The organism is Spirosoma profusum (assembly GCF_014699005.1).
Classification (GTDB): Bacteria; Bacteroidota; Bacteroidia; order Cytophagales; family Spirosomataceae; genus Spirosoma; species Spirosoma profusum.
In genome coordinates, this window is sequence record NZ_JACWZY010000006.1 from 115,995 (window position 1) to 140,702 (window position 24,708).

The window sequence follows — 24,708 nt, forward strand, 5'->3', positions numbered from 1 at the left end:
TTACCTGCAAATATCTCCTTGTACTACGTATGCCTACACTACTACCCCTACGGCCCCTCACGGCCTTCCTATGCATTTTTCTTACTATTTTACTGCTGCCTGGTCTGGCCACTTCCGGATTGGCGCAGTTAATTACGACGGTGGCGGGCAACAACAGCGAAAAAGTACCTGCTACTACCGTCCAAATGTCTGGCCCTTCAAGTGTAGCAGTCGATGGTGCTGGCAATCTCTACATTACTGATCAGTATAACTACCGTGTCCGTAAGGTGAATGCGTCGGGAATTATTACTACTATAGCAGGCGATCTCACTGCCGGCTATAACGGGGATGGACGATTAGCTACCTCTGCCTGGTTGAATTTCCCGTCGGGCGTAGCGGTGGATGCGAGTGGCGACGTTTACATTGCTGACTGGTATAACAACCGCGTCCGTAAAGTGAGTGCGGCTACTGGTATCATTACCACGGTGGCTGGTAATGGGTATGGTGGTATCAGCGTAGATGGAGGTCCTGCCACCGCAGCCGTATTGGATATGCCTGTGGGGGTAACAATCGATGGGCTTGGTAATCTCTACATCGTTGAGCGGGGGAACAACCGAATCCGTAAGGTAAATACCTCTGGCATCATTTCTACTGTGGCGGGTAATGGATTTTATGGCTACAGTGGCGATGGCGGACCAGCTACTTCTGCTCACCTGTATGAGCCAATTGCTGTGGCAGTGGATGGTGCTGGCAATCTCTATATTGCTGATCGAAGTAATCACCGCATCCGCAAGGTGACCGCGGCTACCGGTATCATCACTACGTTGGCTGGTACGGGCACGGCTGGTTATAATGGCGATGGTGGAGCGGCTATTTCCACTCAGTTGTCTAACCCTTCGGGCGTGGCGGTGGATGGCAGCGGTAATGTCTATATTTCGGATAAGGGTAATCGTCTGATCCGCAAGGTGAATACGTCGGGTGTGATTAGCATTGTGGCGGGGGCTGGCTACGATGGCGACGGAGGCCCTGCTTTGTCTGCTCAGTTGTTTGACCCTGCGGGTTTGGCATTGGATGGGATTGGTAATCTCTACATCGCCGATCAGAACGGTTACCGGGTCCGCAAAGTCAATACGTCGGGCATTATTTCCACCGCAGCCGGTACGGGCGTTAATGGAAACGGTGGCTATAGTGGCGATGGCGGATCGGGTATCTCCGCTCAACTTAATACTCCCGGTAGTATGGTGGTAGCTGGGGATGGCAATCTCTACATTGCAGACTCACGTAACAACCGTATCCGTAAGCTGAATAAGTCGGGGGTGATTACTACCGTGGCCGGTACGGGTAGTGGTGGCTATAGTGGTGATGGAGGGCTGGCTATCGCTGCCCAATTGTATTCTCCTACTGGTTTAGCAGTGGATGGCACTGGCAATCTCTATTTCTCCGATGTGTTTAATAGCCGCGTCCGTAAGGTGAATACCGCTGGCATCATTACAACGGTGGCTGGAGGGAGCGGTTCGGGACCCGGCGGAGATGGAGGGCTAGCTACCGCTGCCCAATTGTATTATCCCGCTGGTTTAGCGGTGGATGGAGCTGGCAATCTCTACATTGCCGATCAGGGGAACTACCGCATTCGGAAAGTAGATGCCGCCACAGGTATCATCACCACCGTGGCTGGTACGGGCACTGCTGGCTTCGGTGGTGATGGCGGAGCGGCCACTTCTGCTCAGTTGAATGACCCTGCAGATATAGCATTTGATGCGAATGGTAATCTCTACATTGCTGATCAGAGTAACCAGCGCGTCCGCAAAATCAATACATCGGGCGTCATTACCACGGTGGCGGGTAATGGCAATTATGGCTACAGTGGTGATGGCGGCTTGGCCACCTCCGCTCAACTATGGAGCCCTGTTGGTGTGGCGGTGGACGTTACTGGTAATCTTTACATTGCTGAACGGTTAAACCATCGTGTCCGCAAGGTCAATACGTCGAATGTAATCACTACTGCGGCTGGTACTACCATGGGTGGTTTTAAGGGCCAAGGGGATGGAGGCCTAGCTACCCTGGCTAATCTGGCGTATCCTTCCGATGTGGCTGTGGATAGTTCTGGTAATTTCTACATTGCCGATCAGATCGCCCATCGTATCCGACAGGTAATAGTTAATTGTCCTTCGATGTATACCGTAAAGGCGGGTAGTTGGTCAGATGCCAGTGTATGGTCGTGCGGTCGTTTACCTTCGTTTGGTGATGTGGTAACGCTCCACCATGCCGTCAATTTGCCGACTAGTTACGAAGGCCATGCACAACGGGTAATTTATAGTACTGAGGGCAGTCTGCTGTTTAATGCGGGCAGTTTGCTCGGAATGACCCTTAACTGATAGCAAGCTGCTGATACGTAGCGCTTTTTGGGTACGTCTTCATCCCCAAAGATGGTGATCGAAAACCCCGGCAACTGACAGTACTGATACGTGCTGGGATTTGTCTATTTTTCGGCAGATACGATTTGGGCAATTGTTGAATTGCTACGTATTGAAACCAACAAACGTTCTATTGCTGAGTGGGCAAATCCTGAATATCTTGTCCCGAAGTTTAACGATTCTTCAACATGTTGATAGAAAAGGATCTTTCGTTTCGGGGATTAATGAAATTCTCGGGGCACCATTTAATATGGCTCACCGCCTGGATGACCTTTGTGGCTGTTTTGTATTATTTCACCCGTTGGAAATGGTTATCGATTCCCTGGCTGCCAGTATCGTTGATTGGTACGGCGGTGGCCTTCTACGTCGGTTTTAAAAGTAATCAGAGTTACGACCGCCTTTGGGAAGGCCGAAAAATATGGGGCGCTATTGTCAACGGAAGCCGTATCTGGGCTAGCCTAGTACGTTCGTTTATCCAAAATGAAAATGGTCAAAACGCCATTTCAGAAGCTGAACTTCTGGCTGTCAAAAAGCAGCTTATCTATCGCCATCTTGGCTGGATTTATACGCTACGTCACCAGCTCCTTCTGCCCGTTTCCTGGGAACACATGAGCCTGAAAATCATTGGCATTGGGAGCTATAACGTACAACGTAGCAAAACGATGGGCATCGGGCTGTATGCCGACGAAACCTATGAGAAATTTCAGCAGAAATACATCCCGGCGGAGGAATACGAACGTATCAAAACCAAAGCTAACCCCGCTGCGCATCTGATCGACACACAGTCACAAAAATTGGCCGAATTGAAAAATCAATCCCTCATCGATAGTTTCAAACTGGCTGATATGCAACGGTTACTTAACGATTTCTATGACCAGCAGGGCAGAGCCGAACGTATCAAGCGGACGCCCTTTCCCCGTCAGTATGCAAACCTGAGTTTCATCTTTGTCTGCATTTTTATCTTCCTGTTACCGTTGGGAATTGTGGGTGAATTTGCCAAAATCGGCGATGCCGGAATTGGACTTTCGATCCCTTTTGGGATCATTGTCGGGTGGGTATTTGTGAATATGGAACTGGTCGGTGATTATTCCGAGAATCCGTTCGAAGGCTTATTCAACGACGTACCAATGCTGACCATCTGTCGAAACATTGAAATCGATTTACTCCAGATGCTGGACGAAACCGACGTGCCACCCGCCATCCAGGCTAAGAATGGGGTGTTGATGTAGTAATAGTCCCCGACAGGCTCCGGCTGCCGGGGACTATTAAAAAATTATGCCAGCAATTTCGCTACAGCTTCCTGCGCCCTATTTGCCTTAAAACCATCCATCGCCTGTTGCATATGTTGCACAATCAGATCATTGTCCAAATTGCCGATGCTACCTTCGTGCGTATGACGTAGCGTACGGGGCGGTACGTAGGTGTGTTCGGCAATATCTTTGCCCACCGTTCGATACGCTTCGCGGAAAGGAACACCCTGCAACACCAGTTCATTCACCCGCTCCACACTAAACAGCAAATCGTATTTGGAGTCGTCCAGTAGATTCGATTTCACCTGAAGGTGTTCGAGCATGAACGTAGTGATGTCAAGGCAATCCAGCAGATCATCGAAAGCGGGCATCAGAATTTCCTTCAAAATCTGCATATCGCGGTGATAGCCCGACGGTAAATTGCTCAGTACCATCGTTACTTCCATCGGCAGCGCTTTCATCCGGTTCGTTTTGGCACGTAGCAACTCCGCTACGTCCGGATTTTTCTTGTGGGGCATGATGCTCGAACCCGTCGTGAGCGCATCCGGCAAAACCAGAAACCCAAAATTTTGACTGTTGTACAGGCAAATATCCATCGCCATTCGCGATAACGTAGCAGCCACGGCGGCCAGCGCTGTGAGGGCCGTCTGCTCGGTTTTTCCACGGCTCATCTGGGCATACACTACGTTAACGTGCATTCCTTCGAAGCCCAGCAATTCCGTTGTGAGCGTCCGGTTGAGCGGAAACGACGAACCGTAGCCCGCTCCCGAACCCAGCGGATTGCGGTTTGCCAATCGGTAAGCCGTTTGCAGCGTTAGCATATCGTCGGCCAACGCTTCGGCATAAGCGCCGAACCAGAGCCCGAACGACGACGGCATGGCAATCTGCAAATGTGTATAACCCGGCAAAAGATCATCTTTATGCTGCTCCGACCGACTAATAAGCTGGTCAAAAACCTCCCTAACAGCTTCCGATACCTGCCACAGCCGGTCGCGGGTGAACAACTTCAAATCAACCAGAACCTGGTCGTTACGCGACCGGCCCGAATGAATTTTCTTACCCACATCCCCCAATTTCTGGGTCAATAGCAATTCAACCTGCGAGTGTACGTCTTCGATTCCTTCTTCAATAACAAACTGCCCATCCTGAATTTGCTGATAAATGATTCTTAATTCATCAGTCAACAAGCTTAATTCCTCACCAGAAAGCAGCCCAATCGTTTCGAGCATTTGCGCATGAGCAAGGTTGCCCAGTACGTCGAATGGAGCGAGGTAAAGGTCCATTTCACGGTCGCGCCCGACGGTGAATCGTTCAATTTGATCGGCTGTAGTAACGCCTTCTTTTTGCCAGAGTTTCAAAATGGTGAAAGAGCGAAAGAGTGAATGAGCGAAAGACCGGGCCGCCGGAGCGGTGAAAGAGCGAAAGCCATCCGCTAAGCACTCATTCACTCATTCACTCTTTCGCTCTTTAACAAAGGTATAACGTTCTGGAATCGTTTTCCAAATTGCCAGAATCCAAAAGCTGACAACAGACTTATACCCGCAATCGCTAGCCAGTGCGCCGAAAAACCGACCTGCGCCACCATCAGCGAGCCAAAAGCGGGCGCGGTTGTCTGAGCGAGAGCGCCACTCATGGAATAGAGCGCCAGATATTGACCACGTGTTTTTTGATTGGAACGTTCAACCGTGAGCGATTGCAGAAAAGGCATGACCAGCATTTCGCTGAACGTAGCAAACAAAACGTATCCCAGCGGAATGAACGTAGTGAGAATCAAGTCATTTCCGAACGTAACACCGAAACGGGTGAGCCAGCCGGGCAGGGCGAGAATGAGGAACGAAAAACTAGTCAGCAGAGCACCCCGCACGATCAACGGTATTTTTGCTACTTGTCGCTGTTCAAGTTCGTAGACCAGCGCCATCTCTATGGTCACTATGAGCACGCCATTCAGCGCCATCAGCAGACCAATGGTACGTTCGGTCAGGTGAATAATTTGTTTGAAAAAGAGCGGTACGATGGTGAAAAACTGAAAAAACGCCATCAGAAACAACGTATTACAGAGCACAAATCCAATAAATATCCGGTCGCGATACGGCGATAACATTTCGGAGATTTCCGGTTCCGACGTAGTACTCACGCGCGTATTCGTTCGATTTGTAACTTCAACTGGCACGGGCAGAAACACCCAAAGTACAATGCCCGCCAGCAGACAGGTTAAGCCGTCAGTCCAGAAAAGGAGGCCATAGTTAATACTGGCCAGCCAGCCGCCTAATCCACCACCGACTGCCCAGCCGAGGTTGATAGCCAGTCGATTAAACGAAAAAGCACGAGTACGTGTTTCCGGCTCCGAGTAGTGAGCGATGGCCGCCTGGTTGGCCGGTCGGAACGCATCGCCCAACAGCGTAAACAGAAAAACGCTGGCGCAGAGCAGGTAAAAGTTGGTGATAAACTGAAGCGTGAGCAGGGCCGCTCCACTAAACAGCAGACTCAGCAACTGAACGTAGTAAAATCCGTAGCGGTCGGTCAGGCGGCCGCCGATGAACGTACCGACGAAAGCACCTGACCCGTAAACGGCCATCACTATACCCGCATCCGTAACTGAATAATGCAGATGTTGAGTCAGGTAAAGTGACATATACGGCAACACCATCGTGCCGCATCGATTGATCAGCATGACGCCCGCCAGCAGCCACACCGAGGGCGAAAGCCCCTGATACGCCCGTCGATAAAGATGAAGTGTCCGCTGAATCATGCCCGCAAGTTACACCGAATCCTGACCAGCCGGAATTTGTTATTGAGGGACTGGTCTATTTTGGAGAACCTGTTTACGATTTTTCCGGGGCTATTTTTGTCATTCAGGATGATTGACTCCTTCGGGCATCGGCATCTTCTCCGGGAGCCACAAATATTTTCTTATCGACAATCAGAGGTCGGTGTTCTTCCAGGAATGATTTAAACAATCGAATTTCTTCGATCTGCCTATCGATGGGGTGGGTAAGCGCGTAACTCTCTACAAACACCTCCGACTGGCCATCGGCTGAAAAAGCGGTAATGACGTATTCCATCAGCTTGATACCTTTCCGTTTGAGGGCGTGCAGGTACAGATTCTGGTGATTATGTACGTAGCGTCCGGGCTGATAGGAACCCGTTGTTTTGATATCAACTGCCTTGAATTTGCCGATCAAATCGACGTAACCGTAAAACAGTACATCGTCAATTTCCAATTGACAGTATACCTGCGTATCGACGATAGGGCGGGGGAGTAGCTTGCGAACTTTCCTGATAATCTCCGCATCGAACCGATCCTCGCCAGTACCTTTTACAACGGCCTCCTCAAACGAGACGCCCCGTTCCTGCGCTGCCGTGGTTGGTGTAGGAACCCGGTTGATGGTGTCGATCAATTCCTGCACCGACAGATTTCCGCCGTGCAGATACCGGGAAAATACGTTCAGAAGCGTAGGGTAAAAGCGGTACTGAATCATCGACGTAGCAAAAGGCGTTCGGTATTATTCACCAAACTACGAACACAGCCCATAGTTTTCGGCCACCAGAAATTTACGCATTTTCACTACGTAGTGTATGCCCCTAAATAATATGAATTCTAGCTAACTGAACGTAATGCTGGCGCACAGGGCTTCGACACGCTCAGCCTGACAAACCAGATCAATTCAATGACTTTAAGTGGCCTGTCAGGCTGAGCGTGTCGAAGCCCTGTGCGCCAGCATTACGTTCAAGATCATGAGATTATCATGTGAATTGTCCATAACTCACGTTAAAACAAAAACAAGTCCCATCATAGCGACGGGACTTGTTTGCTTACGCGTCCATTACCGTTAGCGTCCTGAGCGTGTTTTTGTGATCACGAACGGTACGCATTTGGCTGGTGGACAGTCGGTTTCCAGACCAGCGTCGATAGCCAGTACTTCTGGATTAACCGGATTAGCTGGATCAAGCGTAATCGGTGCCGAGCGACCCGTTGTTGGGTTCGCATCGCTGTTTTCTGTATTTGGTACACCTGGGCGGTTGTTATTCGGGCTGATAATGAAGCCCGCAGGCAACGTAGTCAGATCGAACTCAACGATGTACGTACCGGCTGGCAGATTTGTGAACAGATAATGTCCTCCGCCTGTCGTCACCGTTGTGGAAACGACCGTGTAATTGCCCGGCGTCGTTTCCACAAGCAGACGTACCGTCACACCATCCACACCTGGCTCACCTGGGTCACGCTGACCGTCGCGGTCAAGGTCGTTCCAGACTGTAGACCCAATGCTGGCGGTTGGTACGTAGTAACCGGCATCCACCGTTGTCAAGCTCTGCCCTGAAGCTAGCGTGAACGATACCAGTCCACCGATCGGATCGGAGTCAAGCTCGTCATTGCCACCCTGATCAGCCAACGTAGCCGTATAACCCACTGGTGTGCTGAAGCTTAGTGAGTAGGGCACACCCGGCGTCAGTCCGGTGAAGGAGTAGAGACCTGTGCTGGTGGTGGTCACCGAAGCGATCAGCGTGTTGGTTCCATCCAGCAAGGTCACCACCACACCGGCTAGACCCGGTTCACCCGAATCCTGGATACCATTGTGATTAATGTCGAGGAAGACGAAGTCGCCCACGCTGGCGGGTCGGTAGTAGCCCATGTCGATGCTGTTGTTCACCTCATTGGCTGTCAGGCTGTAGGTGCCTGTCAAGCCAGTCACTACGTTACCGTCGGAATCAGCATCATCGTCACCACCTTGGTCAGCTAACGTAGCAGTATAACCCGTTGGCGCCGAGAAGCTGAGCGAGTAGGGTGTACCTGGCGTTAATCCGGTGAAGGAGTACAAGCCGTTGGCATCGGTCGTGGTGGTTGCTACCAGTATGACGCCATTCTCGATCAGGTTGACCGTCACACCCTGAATACCGGGTTCGCCCGAATCCTGAATACCGTTGTGGTTGAGATCCTCGAAGACGAAGTTGCCCAACGCGGCTGTGAGCGGATAGTAACCCGCATCCTGGGTAACACTCTGCCCTGAGGTCAGGGTCACCGATGGTGTCAGGCCGCCAATTGGGTCGGAGTCGATCGCATCGTTGCCCCCCTGATCCGCAGCCGTAGCCGTGAAGTTGGTTGGGGTGGTGAAGCTCAGCGAGTACGGCGTGCCTGGGGTCAGACCCGTGAAGGAGTACAAGCCGTTGGCATCAGTGAGCGTGGTCGCTACCACCGTGCCATTTTGGATGAGCGTCACAATCACTCCCTGTAGCGGAGACTCACCGGCATCCTGGATACCATCGTGGTCGGAGTCGATCCAGACGTAGCCATTGAGCGACGCTGGACGATAGTAACCCATGTCGACGGTGTCGTTGAGCTCATTAGCTGTCAGGCTGTAGGTGCCCGTCAGGCCTGTCAGTTCGTTTCCATCCGAGTCTACTACATCATCCCCACCCTGGTTCTGTAACGTAGCACTGTAGCCCGTCGGTGCCGAGAAGCTCAGCGAGTAGGGTGTACCTGGTGTTAATCCGGTGAAGCTATAGAATCCGCCCACATCGGTGGTGGTCGAGGCTACCACAGCTGTTCCATTGCTGATTAGCGTTACTACTACACCCTGGATACCGGGTTCGCCCGAATCCTGGATACCGTTGTGGTTGAGATCCTCGAAGACAAAGTTACCCAACGCGGCATTTACAGGGTAGAAGCCTGCGTCAACCAATACGTTGCTCTGGCCTGAAGCTAACGTGAACGAACCTACCAGGCCACCAATTGGATCAGAATCGACGTTGTCATTGCCTCCCTGGTCAGCCAACGTAGCGGTATAGCCTGCTGGCGTGGTAAAGCTCAGTGAGTAGGGTAGGCCTGGTGTCAGTCCTGTGAAGCTGTACAGACCGCTGGCGTCGGTGGTGGTCGTAGCTACCACCGTACCGTTCTGGATCAGCGTTACGATTACCCCTGGCAGCGCAGGCTCACCGCTATCCTGGATGCCATTGTGGTCGGAGTCGATCCAGACATAACCATTGAGCGAAGCTGGACGATAGTAACCCATGTCGATGGTGTTGTTGAACTCGTTAGCTGTCAAACTGTACGTACCAGTCAGACCAGCCACTACATCTCCATCCGAATCAAACATATCATCGGTTCCCTGGTCAGTCAACGTAGCACTATAGCCCGTCGGCGCGGTGAAGCTCAGCGAGTACGGCGTCCCCGGTGTCAGGCCAGTGAAGCTATAGAATCCGCTCACATCGGTGGTGGTCGAGGCTACCACAGCCGTGCCGCTGCTGATCAAGGTCACTGTCACACCCTGGATACCGGGTTCACCCGAATCCTGAATACCGTTGTGGTTGAGATCCTCGAAGACAAAGTTGCCCAGACCTGCCGTCACTGGATAGAAACCGGCATCAATCGACGTTTGATTTTCGCCTGCGGTCAGCGTGACGGGGCCTGTAATGCCACCAATCGGATCGGAGTCGACAGTATCGTCACCGCCCTGATCCGCTTCCGTAGCGGTGTAGCCCGCTGGAGTCGTGAAGCTCAGCGAATACGGGATACCTGCTGTTAATCCGGTGAAGGAGTACAGACCGCCGGCATCGGTGAGCGTGGTCGCTACGACCGTACCATTTTGGATGAGCGTGACGATTACCCCTTGTAGTGGAGATTCAGTATTGTCCCGGATGCCATCGTGGTCGGAATCGATCCATACGTAGCCATTGAGCGACGCCGGACGATAGTAACCCATATCAATGGTTTCGTTCAATTCATTAGCCGTCAAACTGTACGTACCGGTCAGACCCGTGATTGGATCACCATCGGAGTCAATGGTATCGTCGGTTCCCTGGTCAGTCAACGTAGCCGTGTAGCCCGTCGGCGCGGTGAAGCTCAGCGAGTACGGCGTCCCCGGTGTCAGGCCAGTGAAGCTATAGAATCCGCTCACATCGGTGGTGGTCGAGGCTACCACAGCCGTGCCGCTGCTGATCAAGGTCACTGTCACACCCTGGATACCGGGTTCACCCGAATCCTGGATACCGTTGTGGTTGAGATCCTCGAAGACGAAGTTGCCCAACGCGGCTGTGAGCGGATAGTAACCCGCATCCTGGGTAACACTCTGCCCTGAGGTCAGGGTCACCGATGGTGTCAGGCCGCCAATTGGGTCGGAGTCGATCGCATCGTTGCCCCCCTGATCCGCAGCCGTAGCCGTGAAGTTGGTTGGGGTGGTGAAGCTCAGCGAGTACGGCGTGCCTGGGGTCAGACCCGTGAAGCTATACAAGCCGCTGGCATCGGTCGTCGTGCTCGCTACCACCGTACCGTTCTGGATCAGCGTGACGATCACCCCTGGCAGCGGAGGCTCAGTACCACCTTGTTGGCCATTGTGATCGGTGTCGATCCATACGTAGCCATTGAGCGACGCTGGACGATAATAGCCTATATCAATGGTGTTATTCACCTCGTTAGCTGTCAGGCTGTAGGTGCCGGTAAGTCCCGTCACTTCGTTCCCATCGGAGTCAATAGTGTCATCAGGCCCCTGGTTCTGTAACGTAGCACTGTAGCCCGTCGGCGCTGCGAAGCTTAGCGAGTACGGCGTCCCCGGTGTTAATCCGGTGAAGGAGTAGAATCCGCCCACATCGGTGGTGGTTGAGGCCACCACAGCCGTGCCGTTGCTGATTAGCGTTACTACTACACCCTGAATACCGGGTTCGCCCGTATCCTGAATACCGTTGTGGTTGAGATCTTCAAAGACGAAGTTGCCCAACGCGGCCGTCACTGGATAGTAACCAGCGTCCACCGACGTATTGCTCTGGCCCGAGGTCAGGGTGAACGATACCAGCCCACCGATCGGATCGGCGTCTAGATCATCATTGCCTCCCTGATCAGCCAACGTAGCCGTATAACCCACTGGTGTGCTGAAGCTTAGTGAGTAGGGCACACCCGGCGTCAGTCCGGTGAAGGAGTAGAGACCTGTGCTGGTGGTGGTCACCGAAGCGATTGGGGTGTTGTTGCCATCGAGTAGGGTCACCACCACATCGGCCAGACCTGGCTCAGCCGAATCCTGGATACCATTGTGATTAATGTCGAGGAAGACGAAGTCGCCCACGCTGGCGGGTCGGTAGTAGCCCATGTCGATGGTGAAATTGACTTCATTAGCTGTCAAACTGTACGTACCGGTCAATCCCGTTACTACGTTTCCATCCGAATCAAACGCATCATCGGTTCCCTGATCGGCCAACGTAGCAGTATAACCCGTCGGCGCTGCGAAGCTCACTGAGTATGGTATACCTGGCGTTAATCCGGTGAAGCTGTAGAAGCCGCCCACATCGGTGGTGGTCGAGGCTACCAGAGCCGTGCCGTTGCTGATCAAGGTCACCACCACACCCTGGATACCGGGTTCACCCGAATCCTGGATACCGTTGTGGTTAAGATCCTCGAAGACAAAGTTACCCAACGCTGCTGTCAGCAGGTAGAAGCCTGCGTCAATCGACGTATTGTTCTCGCCAGCCGTCAGCGTGATTGGTCCCGTTACTCCACCAATCGGATCGGAATCAAGATCATCATTGCCACCCTGGTCAGCCAACGTAGCCGAGTAGTTGAGCGGAGTCGTGAAGCTCAGCGAATACGGGATGCCTGGTGTTAATCCGGTGAAGGAATACAGTCCATTCGCGTCGGTTGTAGTCGAAACGAGGGCCGTGCCGTTCTGGATCAGCGTCACAACTACACCTGGGATTCCGGGTTCGCCCGTATCGAAGATGCCATTGTGATTCAGGTCGTTCCAGACAAAATTGCCCAGACTAGCTCTTGGTATGTAGAAGCCAGCATCCAGCGATAGGTTGGATTCGCCAGCCGCCAGCGTAACCGACGGAGTCAGGCCCGTAATTGGATCAGCGTCTGAATCCAGTTCGTCATTACCATCTATATGCTGATGTACTAACGTAGCCGTGAATCCAGCTGGTGTCGTGAAACTCACCGAGTAAGGAATACCTGGTGTCAGACCGTTAAACCGATAATGACCATCTGCATCGGTGAAGGTAGTCGCTACTGCGACTCCGTTTTGCAGGAGCACCACGACTACGTCTTCGATACCTGGTTCACCGTCATCCTGAATGCCATCCTGATCAAGATCATTCCAGACATAGTTACCCAATGTAGCTGCATTCGATTCGCAGTTTTGCGATACAGTTTCTGTAATGCTGCAACCGTTCAGCGTTACGGTAATCTCAACGGCTTGCCCGCTTGGTACACCCGTAACCTGATTGCCGACTATCGTTCCTGCACTGGCTGTTACCGTAGCACCGGGTGTAGCCGTAAAGCTTACGTCGTACGTAGCAATACCATTACAAGAGGCAAGTGTGTTAATCGTTGGCAGCGGATTTACGGTAACTGTCGCGGTCGAAGTACTGATACAGCCACTGGCGTTAGCGACCGTTACCGAATAGGCAGTAGTGCTGGATGGGCCTGCAACCAGTAAGCCTGTAAGGTTTTCCGTGCCATCAGAGAAGGTGTACGACGTACCGCCGGTAGCAACCAAGGTAGCCGATTCGTACAGACAGATAGTAGCCGAAGTCAGCGTTGCAACTGGCAATTCATTAACGGTTACAGTGGCCGTCGTGTTGCTTACGCAGCCGCTGGTCGTTACAATCGTTACGGAGTAAGCCGTCGTGGATATCGGGCTAACAATCAGTTCGCCGGTTGCATTATTGATACCATTGGAGAATAAGTAAGTCGCACCGCCCGTTGCCGTCAACGTAGCCGACTGACCGATGCAAATCGTTGCCGAAGACAATTCTGCCACTGGCAACGGATTCACGGTCACCGAACCGATAGTGGTGCTGGCGCAACCTGCCGCATTGGCAACCGTCACCGAATACGTAGTGGTAATGGCTGGCGTTACGTCCAGCAATCCGGTTGTGTTGATCGTGCCGTTGGAGAAGGTGTAGGACGTGCCACCCGTTGCAACCAACGTAGCAGATTGCCCTGCGCAGATGGTAGCCGAGGTCAGTTCGGCGGTTGGATATGGCTCAATGGTGATGCTACCTGAACCAACACCGCTACAACCCGTCGAGATAGCCGTTACACTATACGTACCAGCAAGGGTACCAACTGCTACGTTCGAATTACCTACCTGCGCCAGATTATTGGAGAAAATATAGGTATCGTAACCGGATGTAGCGATCAGCGTTGCCGATTGACCCGTGCAAATGGTAGCCGAACTCAGCTGCACAACTGGGTTTGAATTGATAAGAATAGAACCCGTTGCCGTTGCCGAACAACCCTGCGCCGTAATGGCCGTTACCGAATACGTACCATCAACTGATCCAGACGCTTCGTTCGATACACCAATCTGCGACAGACCAGCCGAGAAGATGTACGTAGTAAAACCTGGCGTCGCTCTGAGCGTAGTCGTCAGATTGGCACAGATGGTTTCCGAGGTCAGCGTCAGCACCGGAATCTCATTCACCGTTACGGCTGCACTGGTTGTGCTCACGCAGCCACTGCTGTTACTAACCGTTACTGAATACGTAGTGGTGGTGGCTGGACTGACGGCCAGACTACCCGTCGTATTGACTTCGCCCGTCGAGAACGTATAAGACGTACCGCCAGTTGCTGTCAACGTAGCCGATTGGCCTTCGCAAATCGTGGCTGATGTCAGGGTCGCTGCTGGCAGCGAGTTCACCGTTACGGTTACCGAAGCTGTGCTGGCACAACCATCGCCGTTGGACACCGTTACCGAGTAAGCTGTCGATGAAACCGGGCTTACGATGGCAATGCCCGTTGTAGTAGACGTACCAGTCGAGAAGCTGTATGACGTACCACCCGAAGCCGTCAACGTTACGGATTGGCCTTCGCAGATGGTGGCCGAAGCTGGCGTCAGGCTTGCCACTGGTACCGTATTTACCGTTACCGAACCCGTTGTTGAACTCACGCAACCACTGGCGTTGGCCATCGTCACCGAATACGTAGCGGTGGCCGTTGGACTAACGATCAGGATACCCGACGTATTGACTTCGCCGGTGGAGAAGCTGTACGACGTACCGCCGGTTGCTATTAACGTAGCAGATTGACCTTCGCAGATCGTGGCCGACGTAATAGCTGCCGTTGGTAGCGGATTCACCGTAACTGTGATGGACGTAGTGCTTTCGCAACCATTATCATTCCCCACGACGGCAACATACGTAGTAGTCAGTGTTGGGGTCACAACTAAGATACCTGACGTATTGATGTCGCCGGTCGAGAAGTCATAGGACGTACCGCCCGTTGCCGTCAGGGTTACCGATTGACCTTCGCAGATCGTTGTTGAGGTAGCGGTAATGCCTGCAACTGGCACTGGATCTACATATACGGTGCCTGTTGCCGCCGATGGAGACGTATCACTGACGCACCCGCTGGCATTCACAGCCGTCACCGAATACGTAGTGGTGGTCGTCGGACTTACTTGCAGTCGACCCGTCGTGTTTATTTCACCCGTCGAGAAGGTATACGACGTACCACCATCTGCGATCAATTCTGTCGTTTCGCCAGCGCAGATCGTAGTCGAATTGAGTATAGCTGTCGCAGACGGGCTCACGGTTACTATAGCGCTGGTGGTGCTGATACAGCCGCTGGCGTTGGCCACCGTTACCGAATACGTAGTGGTCGTCGTTGGTGTGACGGGCAGAATGCCTGTGTTGTTGGTTTCGCCCGTCGAGAACGTATAGGACGTACCACCCGATGCCGTCAACGTGGTTGATAGGCCAGCACAGATCGTAGCCGAACTTGCGCTCACGGTTGCGGTCGGCAATTGATTGACCGTCACCGTACCCGTTGTTGTGCTGATACAGCCGGTCGCGTTGGCCACTGTTACGGTATACGTAGTGGTCGTCGTTGGGCTGACGGCCAGACTACCCGTCGTATTGGTTTCGCCCGTCGAGAACGTATAGGACGTACCGCCCGAAGCTATTAACGTAGCGGATTGACCTTCGCAGATCGTGGCCGACGTAATAGCCGGTGTTGGTGGCGTATTGACGGTTACCGTCACGCTGGTGGTGCTGATACAGTTGCTGCCGTTGGCTACCGTCACCGAATAAGCGGTGGTGGAAGTCGGCGTTGCGGTTATGCTACCCGTCGTGTTGGTTTCGCCCGTGGAGAAGGTGTAGGAGCTACCACCCGTGGCGGTCAATACGACCGACTGGCCTTCGCAGATGCTGGTCGAGGAAGGTGTCAGACCGGCTACGGCCAGTTGATTCACCGTCACCGTACCGGTTGTGGTGCTGGTACAGCCGCTGGCATTGGCCACCGTTACCGAATAGGTAGTGGTGGCGCCCGGGGTTATCTCCAGCACTCCATCGGTGTTGGTCGCTCCCGTGGAGAAACTGTAGGAACTACCGCCCGAAGCCGTCAAGGTAGCAGATTGGCCCACACAGATGGTAGCATTGGTCAGGGCTGGGGTTGGCAGATCGTTGACGGGCACGGTCGTGGTAGCCGTATTGTAACAACCGCTGGCGCTCACCCCAATCACCGAATAGCTCGCGGTGGCAGTTGGGCTGACCAGTACGCGGCCACCGATGTTAATGGTGCCCGTCGAGAAGGTGTAGGAAATAGCACCCGTAGCCACCAGACTGGTCGACTGCCCTACGCAGATGGTGCCTGGCACAGGCGACAGCGTCACCGTGGGCAGCTGGTTAACCGCCACCGTTACGTTGGTGGTGCTGATACAGCCGCTACCATTGGCTACCGTCACCGAATAAGCGGTGGTGGAAGTCGGCGTTGCGGTTATGCTACCCGTCGTGTTGGTTTCGCCCGTGGAGAAGGTGTAGGAGCTACCGCCCGAAGCCGTCAGCACGACCGCCTGACCGATACAGATGCTGGCTGAGGAAGGTGTCAGACCAGCAACCGGCAGCTGATTTACCATTACCGTACCTGAAGCAAAGCTAATGCAGTTGGTACCGCCGGATGCCGTCACCGAGTACGTAGTGGTCGCGCCTGGCGCAACTACCAATAGCCCGTCCGTACTAGTTGTGCCATTCGAGAAGGTGTACGATGCCCCGCCACTCGCCGTCAACGTAGCGGATTGGCCCGCGCAAATCGTTGCTGAACTTAATGAAGATGAGGGATTCTGATTTACCGTTACCGTTGCTGTAGTGGTACTGACACAGCCACTGGCGTTGGCCACCGTCACGGCGTAGGTCGTACTGGCGGCAGGACTTACAATCAGAATTCCTGTGTTATTGATCGTGCCATTCGAGAAGGTGTAGGACGTACCGCCCGAAGCCGTTAGGGTAGCCGAATTTCCTGCGCAAATTATCGCTGAGCTAAGACCAGCCGTCGGCAGCGAATTCACGGTGACCGTACCCGTAGTGGTGCTGATACAGCCGTTAGCGTTGGCCACCGTCACCGTATACGTAGTGGAGGCTCCTGGAGTGACTGTGAAGTTGCCAGACGTGCTGGTAGCGCCGGTCGATAGGGTGTAGGACGTACCACCGGTAGCGACCAGGTTAGCCGACTGACCGATACAGATCGACGTTGAGGTAAGCGTTGCCGTGGGGAGTGCATTTACCGTTACGTTGGTGCTGGCAACTGCCGTACAATTGTTCGCATCGGTTACGCGAACCTGATACGTGCCGCTCTGCGATGGCGTTGCATTCGCGATAACCAGCGGATTGGTAGTGCCTACGCTACCACCCGGCCCTGTCCAGGCGTAGGTTAAGCTGGATGGGCTGGCCGTCAGGCTAATGGACTGACCCGCACAGATGTTAGTCGTTCCAGAGATCGATGCAACTGGCGGAGTTGGTGCCGGGTTGATAGTGACGTTGACAGCTCCTGATCGGCAACCTGTTACGAGATCCCTTACGCGCAATCGATAGATCGCTGGCGTTAAGCCCGAACGCGTTGGCGATGCCTGATACGTAGCCCCATTGTCGAAGCTGTATTCAACACCACTCGCCGGATTTGTAACCGAAATGGTGCCCGTTATTGTCGCACAGCTTGGCTGCGTGAGGGCAAACCCTGGGATGCTTGGAGTTGGATACGTTGGTACGGTTACGGTACCGGTTGTCGAGCATCCATTGGCATCGGTGATCACCACCGTATAGCTGGCCCCTGCTACGTTGCTCAGATTTGGCGTCGTGGCTCCGTTGCTCCATGAATACGAGTAGGGAGACGTACCACCACTAACCGAACTGGTTACGCTACCCGTCGACTGATCCGCACAAATCGTACTGCCAGGGGTTAACGTAACGGTAAGCGGGGCAGGTTGTGAGATGGCTGCCGTTTGTGTTACCGAACAACCATTGGCATCCGTGACCGTAATGGTATAGCTACCCGCTACAGCGGCTATCGAGCTAAAACCGGTTGTGTTTGCCGTTGAAAGCACGCCACCAGCATTCGCATAGGTGACCGAGTAAGGACCTGTACCTCCGCTGATATTCACCGTAATGGTGCCCTGTCCATTGTAGCACAATGCATTGGTCGACTGGGCGTTTACGGCAATTGGATTTGATTGAGTAACATTTATGGTAGCTGTATTACTGACGCAGCCACTGGCATCGGTTACAACAAGGCTATACGAATCGGCAACCGTGAAACTTGGATTTGGTGATGTAGAAATCACGCCCGGTGCCCCTGAGCGGTACCAGGCATACGTAACAGGTGGTGTTCCGCCGGTAACTTCTGTGCTGATGATAACCCCTGGCGTATTGCCGTTACACGTAACATTCGATGTCAGAATTTGTACCTGTGGTGCTGATTTAACAGTTACGTTGTACGTGGATGTTGCTGTGCAGCCATTCGCATTCGTCACCAATACCTGATACGTACCAGACTGTGCAGTCGTGCTGTTGGGAATGGTCAGCGGATTGCTGCTGCCTAAACTGCCTCCCGGACCACTCCAGGCATAGGTCAGGCCGGTAGTTGGGTTGGCTGTCAGACTGATAGTCTGGCCTGCGCAGAGGGTCGTACTGCCCGAAATCGTTGGTGAAGTCGGCGTATTCACGGTTACCGTGCCCGAAGTAACATCACTACATCCCTGAGCAGACGTTACCGTGACCGAATATACCGTCGTGGTGGTAACTGGAGTAATCAATATGCCCGACGTATTGGTAATACCGCCGAGGAAACTGAATCGATAGGAACTGCCACCTGTGGCTACCAACGTAGCGCTGGTACCACTACAAACCGTAGCGCTGGTCAACGTAGCAGTTACCGCTGGGTTGACTGTGACGATGGCACTGGCTACGGCACTACAGCTGCTGCCGCTGGTCACCGTTACCGAATACGTAGTGGTGTTCGCGGGAGCAACTACAAGTATACCTGTCGTGTTTATCGTACCGTTGCTGAATCGATAATTTGTTCCACCCGAAGCCGTTAACGTAGTGCTTGCACCCGCACAGATGGTCGTTGGGCTTGGGGTTAACGTGGCCGTTGGAATCGTATTTACAGTAACGTTACCAGATGCTACCGCCCGACAGCCACTCGCGTTGGCGACCGTTACGGAGTATGGCGTGGAGGTGGTTGGGTTGACGGCGATCAGGCCCGAGGTGTTCGTGGTGCCGTTCGAGAACGTATACGACACACCACCCGTTGCGGTTAAATTAACGGACTGACCAGCGCAGATGGTAGCTGAGCTCAGCGTCGGCGTGGGTAGCTGGTTCACCGTCACCGTACCTGATGCTGAACCGGTACAAGTACCATTAGACGTCATCACTGTCACCGAATACGTATTGGTCGCTGCTGGACTTACACCCAGCGTACCTGTATTGTTAATGGTGCCATTCGAGAAGGTGAACGAATTACCACCCGTAGCAATTAAGTTAGCCGTCTGGCCCAGACAGATCGTAACAGAACTGAGTGTAGCTGTCACCGCTGCATTGACCGTTACGGTACCGGATGCCGTACCGATACAGTTGCCGTTAGATACCGTTACCGAATACGTAGCGGTGGCGCCTGGGGTTAGCGTGAGGCTACCGGTATTGTTGACTGTGCCATTGGAGAAGGTATAGGACGTACCGCCGGTGGCCGTCAACGTAACGGATTGGCCCGCGCAAATCGTCGCTGAACTGAGGGTGGCCGCTACGGCTGGGTTGACCGTCACGGTACCAGTTGCTGTACCGATACAGTTGCCGTTAGATACTGTTACCGAATACGTAGTGGTGCCTCCTGGGATGACCGCTAACAGCCCTGAATTGTTGGTGGTGCCATCCGAGAAAGTGTACGAGTTACCTCCGGTGGCCGTTAACGTAGCGGTTTGGCCTGCACAGATGGTGGTTGAGCCCAACGTAGCCGTTACCGCCGGGTTGACCGTGACCGTCGAGTTGGCTGTGCTGCGGCAACCGCTGGCGTTGGCCACCGTCACCGAATAGGTAGTAGTGATGCCGGGTGCTGTGACAAATCGGCCGTTGGTATTATTAACACCGTTGGAGAAGGTGTAGGAGGTGCCACCCGTTGCGATCAAGGTAGCCGACTGACCCGCGCAGATGGTGGCCGATGGGAACACCGCCGTCACCGATGGGTTGACCGTCACCGTAGCGGATGTCGTACCGGTGCAGCTGCCGCTGGATACCGTCACCGAATATACAGTGGTAGCGGTTGGCGTAACTACGAAGCTACCTGTTGTATTGCTGGCACCCGTCGATAGGAGGTAGGACGTACCACCCGATGCCGTTAACGTAGCAGATTGACCGGCGCAGATCGAGACGGAGCCGAGCGTGGCCGTTATAGCTGGATTGACCGTCACCGTAGCCGTGGCCGTGCCGATACAGTTGCCGTTAGACACCGTTACCGAATACGTAGCGGTGGCCCCCGGATTGACTGCTAACAGCCCCGAGGTGTTGATGGTGCCATCCGAGAAAGTATATGAGTTACCGCCGGTAGCCGTTAACGTAGCGGTTTGGCCCGCGCAGATGGTGGTTGAACCCAACGTAGCCGTTACCGCCGGGTTGACCGTGACCGTCGAGTTGGCTGTGCTGCGGCAACCGCTGGCGTTGGCCACCGTCACCGAATAGGTAGTAGTGATGCCGGGTGCTGTGACAAATCGGCCGTTGGTATTATTAACACCGTTGGAGAAGGTGTAGGAGGTGCCACCCGTTGCGATCAAGGTAGCCGACTGACCCGCACAGATGGTGGCCGATGGGAACACCGCCGTCACTGATGGACTGATCGTTACTGTAGCGGATGCCGTAGCGGCACAGACGCCGTTGGAGACCGTCACTGAATACGCAGTGGTAGCTCCTGGGGTTACTGTGAGGCTACCTGTCGTGTTGGTCGTGCCATTCGAGAAAGTATAAGACGTACCACCACTCGCCGTCAACGTAGCCGTTTGGCCCGCGCAGATCGAGACGGAGCCGAACGTAGCCGTTACGGCAGGAACGACAGTTACCGTACCAGTTGCCGTACCGATACAGTTACCATTAGATACCGTTACCGAATACGTAGCGGTGGCCCCCGGTGTGACGCTGAAGCTACCCGTGTTATTGATGGTGCCGTTGGAGAAGGTATAGGAGTTACCGCCGGTTGCCGACAACGTAGCGGTCTGGCCCGCACAGATGGTGGTTGAACCCAGCGTAGCCGTTACCGCCGGATTGACCGTGACCGTCGAGTTGGCTGTGCTGCGGCAACCGCTGGCGTTGGCCACCGTCACCGAGTAGGTAGTGGTAGTGGCGGGGGCTACGATCAATTGCCCATTGGTATTGTTGGTACCATTGGAGAAGGTGTAGGAGGTGCCACCCGTTGCGATCAAGGTAGCCGACTGTCCGGCGCAGATAGTGGCCGATGGGAACACCGCCGTCACTGATGGACTCAGTGTCACCGTAGCTGTGGTAGTACTGCGGCAGCCGCTGGCGTTGGCTACCGTTACGGAGTACGGAGTGGTGGCCCCTGGCGTGACTGTAAAGCTGCCTGACGTATTGGTAGCCCCTGTCGAGAGGGTGTAGGACGTACCACCGGTGGCCGTTAAAACTACCGATTGTCCCGCACAAATTGCGGCTGAGCTGGGTGTTAAACCGGCCGTCGGCAGAGGATTTACCGTTACTGCACCTGTTGTGGTGCTTCGACAGCCGCTGGTGTTGGCCACCGTTACTGAATACGTAGTGCTGGTGGCTGGTGTGAGCGTAAAGCTACCTGACGTACTGGTGGCCCCCGTCGAGAGGGTGTAGGACGTACCACCGGTGGCCGTTAAAACTACCGATTGTCCCACACAAATCGTCGCCGAACTAAGGGTTGCTGTAGGCAGTGCATTCACCGTAACGGTTACCGTTGCGGTGGTAAAGCAGACGGGGCTTGAACTAACCGTTACCGTAAATGTACGTGTACCTGTAGCCGTTAAACTCGATGCCACGGCTGTAGCCGTGTTTGCTCCAGACAACGTAATGCCTGAGGGAGCGCTCCAGACGTACGTATAGCTACCGGTTGGGCTTACCTGAGCCGTTAAGGTTACTGAGCCTCCCGCACAAACACTGGCGCTGCTGGCAAGAGCCGTTAGCGTTGGTAGTACGCAAGGTGCATAAGCAGCATCGTAGGAAAAGTTATTTTGCCCTGCTGTCCCTAACGTGAAGACGATCTTGCCAGCGGAATTGACATCTGTATCAATATTATCGCCATTAGTGCCCGTAACTGAGTTAGGGTTGCTGCTGAGATAGGCGGTACCAGACGCCGTAGTCGGGAATGTCAGCGAGTATGAGCTACCATATGTAAGACCTGTTAAACCGAAAACAGAGCTTGTGCTACTGCTGCCCGTTACATTTGAGAAATAATACTCACCGTTCGCATTGGTGGTTACAGAGGCAGTGCCGGTTATGCCTGGGCCTGTCAACGTAACAACTACACCTGCCAATGGGCTTTCGCCGGGGTCCTGGCGTCCATTATTGTTGGAGTCGAGCCAGACCCGGTTTCCTATTTGGATAGGAGCTGGATCACAAAGGGCTTTGATACCCCCCAGACCATTCGCTTTCCCGGCGGTTTCTCCTCCATTATCCAGGGTACTGTACAGCTCGGCTGATTGCGTTCTGACTCCGTTACGGTTGTTGAACCAGCCTAACCCCCCGGTGAAGACATCGGTCGGGTCCATAATCGTGTTTACAACAACGTTATAGCCCGGAACAGAAAAGCCCGCTCCCATCGATGTTTCCCCGTGTACCGTATTACCATTGTCGTTTAAAAAATAATCCTGGCCGTAGAACTCTCCGGAAGGCGCGTTGTAGCCTGAACCCGTAGGTGTGCCGGGGCCCTCCGTGTTGCCACTACCGCTACCGGTTAATGGGCCAACAATGCCATTGTTTTCCAGAACCCACTGCGTACCAGTATAGGTTGCCCGGAGCAGATCGCCACCAATGTATCCGCCGTACAGCGTAGGATTGCTGCTGACATCGGTCGTATTACGTTGTCTAAAGCCTGTCTGGAAACCCGTACGGTCAGCGAAATCAAGAATCATGTCGCCGTTATCGGCAAAGGTAATGTCGGTCAACATAGGCTGAGGACGTCCTACCCGGAATCCACCTAAAGCCGTAGACGAGCTAATGCCCAACTGGTCAAAACCCGTAATCCAGGGCTGCCATTCCGAGCCAACAGCCACATCGCCATTACGTACATCTCCTTTCGTATAATTCAGACGAAACGAGAGAATAGGTGTAGTGGGAATTGTCGAGGCTCCCTCAGCCATGGAGAATACGTGCGCATAAAGGTTACTTGCTGTTCCGGTTGTAGCTGTACCCGATTGCCCGGAGCAGATCACACCCACATAAACCCGATTATTCTTAACCGAAACAGCAAAAGGGCGATAGTCGCCATTGGTGCAGCCGGGGCTGGGAATCGAAATGGTTGTTAACGAGCTAGCCGAGGTAATTGCCGTTACGGCAGGATTACCAACATTGAGCGCTAATAAATTTCGGTTGAATAAATCAACTACATATAAGGTTTTACCTTCGGTAGAGATGGCCATGCCACCCAGACCCACCTTACCAACCAGGCTAAAAGCTGTAGGATCTGTACTTGACGCTGTCGCGCTATTGGGCAACGATGCACGGGCGCCTAATTGGGAATCTCCCAGGTTGATACCGAAAGTGGTTTCTAAATCAACAAGTAAGGTACTGGTTCCAGTTGTTGTTGTAGTATAAATACCGCCCAGACCTGCGGCTCCAAGACCTACGTGGCGTTTCAGAAAAGCTGCCGAGAATATCTTTTTGGTTTCCCGTTGATAAGCCACCCCCCATACACTACCAATGTCTTCTCCGTCCGCTATAGAGGTTGGGGTAACAGCCGTGCCTGACGATGTATACGGCACGGTTACCAGTACGTGTTCACTGCCAACAGTGCCACTTGTTAAGGGATTGCCATTTATGTAGCAGGGCACTACCAGCGTAGGAGAAGGCTGACAGTAATCCAATGGGTAATTAACCGCAAAATTTATGTTGGCTGTAGCGCCAGAAACGGCAACGAACTGCACAGACGTAGCATTAATGCCAGTAGCTGTAGCAGCACCTCTAAACGACTCATAATCACCGGTTCCCAGGCCCGTAAATTCTACCCGGTAGGTCCCATTGCTGCCCACCGAAAGTGAATACGAACCTAGGGTTGAAAGAACCGTACTACTGGTTGTCGTAGCCACAACTGTACCAGCAGCATTGTAGGCGGTAACTGTAACCCCACCAACTCCAGGCTCCCCATAGGAATAGCTGGAAGCAAGTGTAGTTATCGGGCTATAGACGCCGTTGCTGTTGAAGTCGCGGAAAACAGTTCCCGAAATAGTCTGTCCGAAGCTTGGTAGTACGCTTAAAAGCATCACTACTGTAAGCATTACCGACGATGTGAAGAAAAGTTTCGTAGAAGTGCGCATATGGTATTCTTTAGAGTATTCGGAGGAGGCAATTCAATTCCCGAATACACAAATAGTATGCCGCTTCCCAGAAGAGTTAATTAAAATGGGTAAATTGACTATTCTGACTAATTTGTAAGTAACATATAATTAGCATGACCGTTTACTAAAAGGCTTTTGGCACACCTATGTCAAATCCTATGCCAAATTAATGTTACGTTGTAGTTACTTATATTAATTAGGAATTAACTTGATATTAACTCGTATTTGGATAGCACGAGTTTGTAATTGTCATTTTTTATATCGACTTGACGGAATTTTGGTAGTGTCACAACT

Annotated in this window: 6 protein-coding genes; 2 read left to right on the forward strand and 4 right to left on the reverse strand. The window is 53.2% G+C overall.

Going from position 1 to position 24,708, the window contains the following annotated elements; translation table 11 throughout:
- Nucleotides 1–29: 29 nt before the first annotated feature.
- Together IC229_RS09410 and IC229_RS09415 are read left to right on the forward strand one after the other, a co-directional pair.
- Complete coding sequence (locus tag IC229_RS09410) at nucleotides 30–2,354, forward strand: NHL repeat-containing protein (protein WP_223833931.1); 2,325 nt, start codon at nucleotides 30–32, stop codon at nucleotides 2,352–2,354.
- Between the two features lie 227 nt (nucleotides 2,355–2,581).
- The gene (locus IC229_RS09415) at nucleotides 2,582–3,622 is read left to right on the forward strand and encodes a bestrophin family protein (protein WP_190886715.1); all 1,041 of its coding nucleotides are present in this window, start codon (nucleotides 2,582–2,584) and stop codon (nucleotides 3,620–3,622) included.
- A 44-nt stretch (nucleotides 3,623–3,666) separates the two neighbouring features.
- Here IC229_RS09415 and argH read toward each other — a convergent pair whose 3' ends face one another.
- From argH to IC229_RS09435, 4 genes are all read right to left on the reverse strand, one after another.
- On the reverse strand, nucleotides 3,667–5,001 hold the full coding sequence (gene argH / locus IC229_RS09420; protein ID WP_190886863.1) for an argininosuccinate lyase: 1,335 nt from the start codon (nucleotides 4,999–5,001) through the stop codon (nucleotides 3,667–3,669).
- Between the two features lie 86 nt (nucleotides 5,002–5,087).
- Complete coding sequence (locus IC229_RS09425) at nucleotides 5,088–6,392, reverse strand: MFS transporter (RefSeq protein ID WP_190886716.1); 1,305 nt, start codon at nucleotides 6,390–6,392, stop codon at nucleotides 5,088–5,090.
- A gap of 103 nt (nucleotides 6,393–6,495) precedes the next feature.
- Entirely contained in the window at nucleotides 6,496–7,122 is a 627-nt protein-coding gene (locus IC229_RS09430; protein WP_190886717.1) for a PD-(D/E)XK nuclease family protein, read from the reverse strand.
- A gap of 351 nt (nucleotides 7,123–7,473) precedes the next feature.
- Complete coding sequence (locus tag IC229_RS09435; protein ID WP_190886718.1) at nucleotides 7,474–24,393, reverse strand: SdrD B-like domain-containing protein; 16,920 nt, start codon at nucleotides 24,391–24,393, stop codon at nucleotides 7,474–7,476.
- Nucleotides 24,394–24,708: the final 315 nt, after the last annotated feature.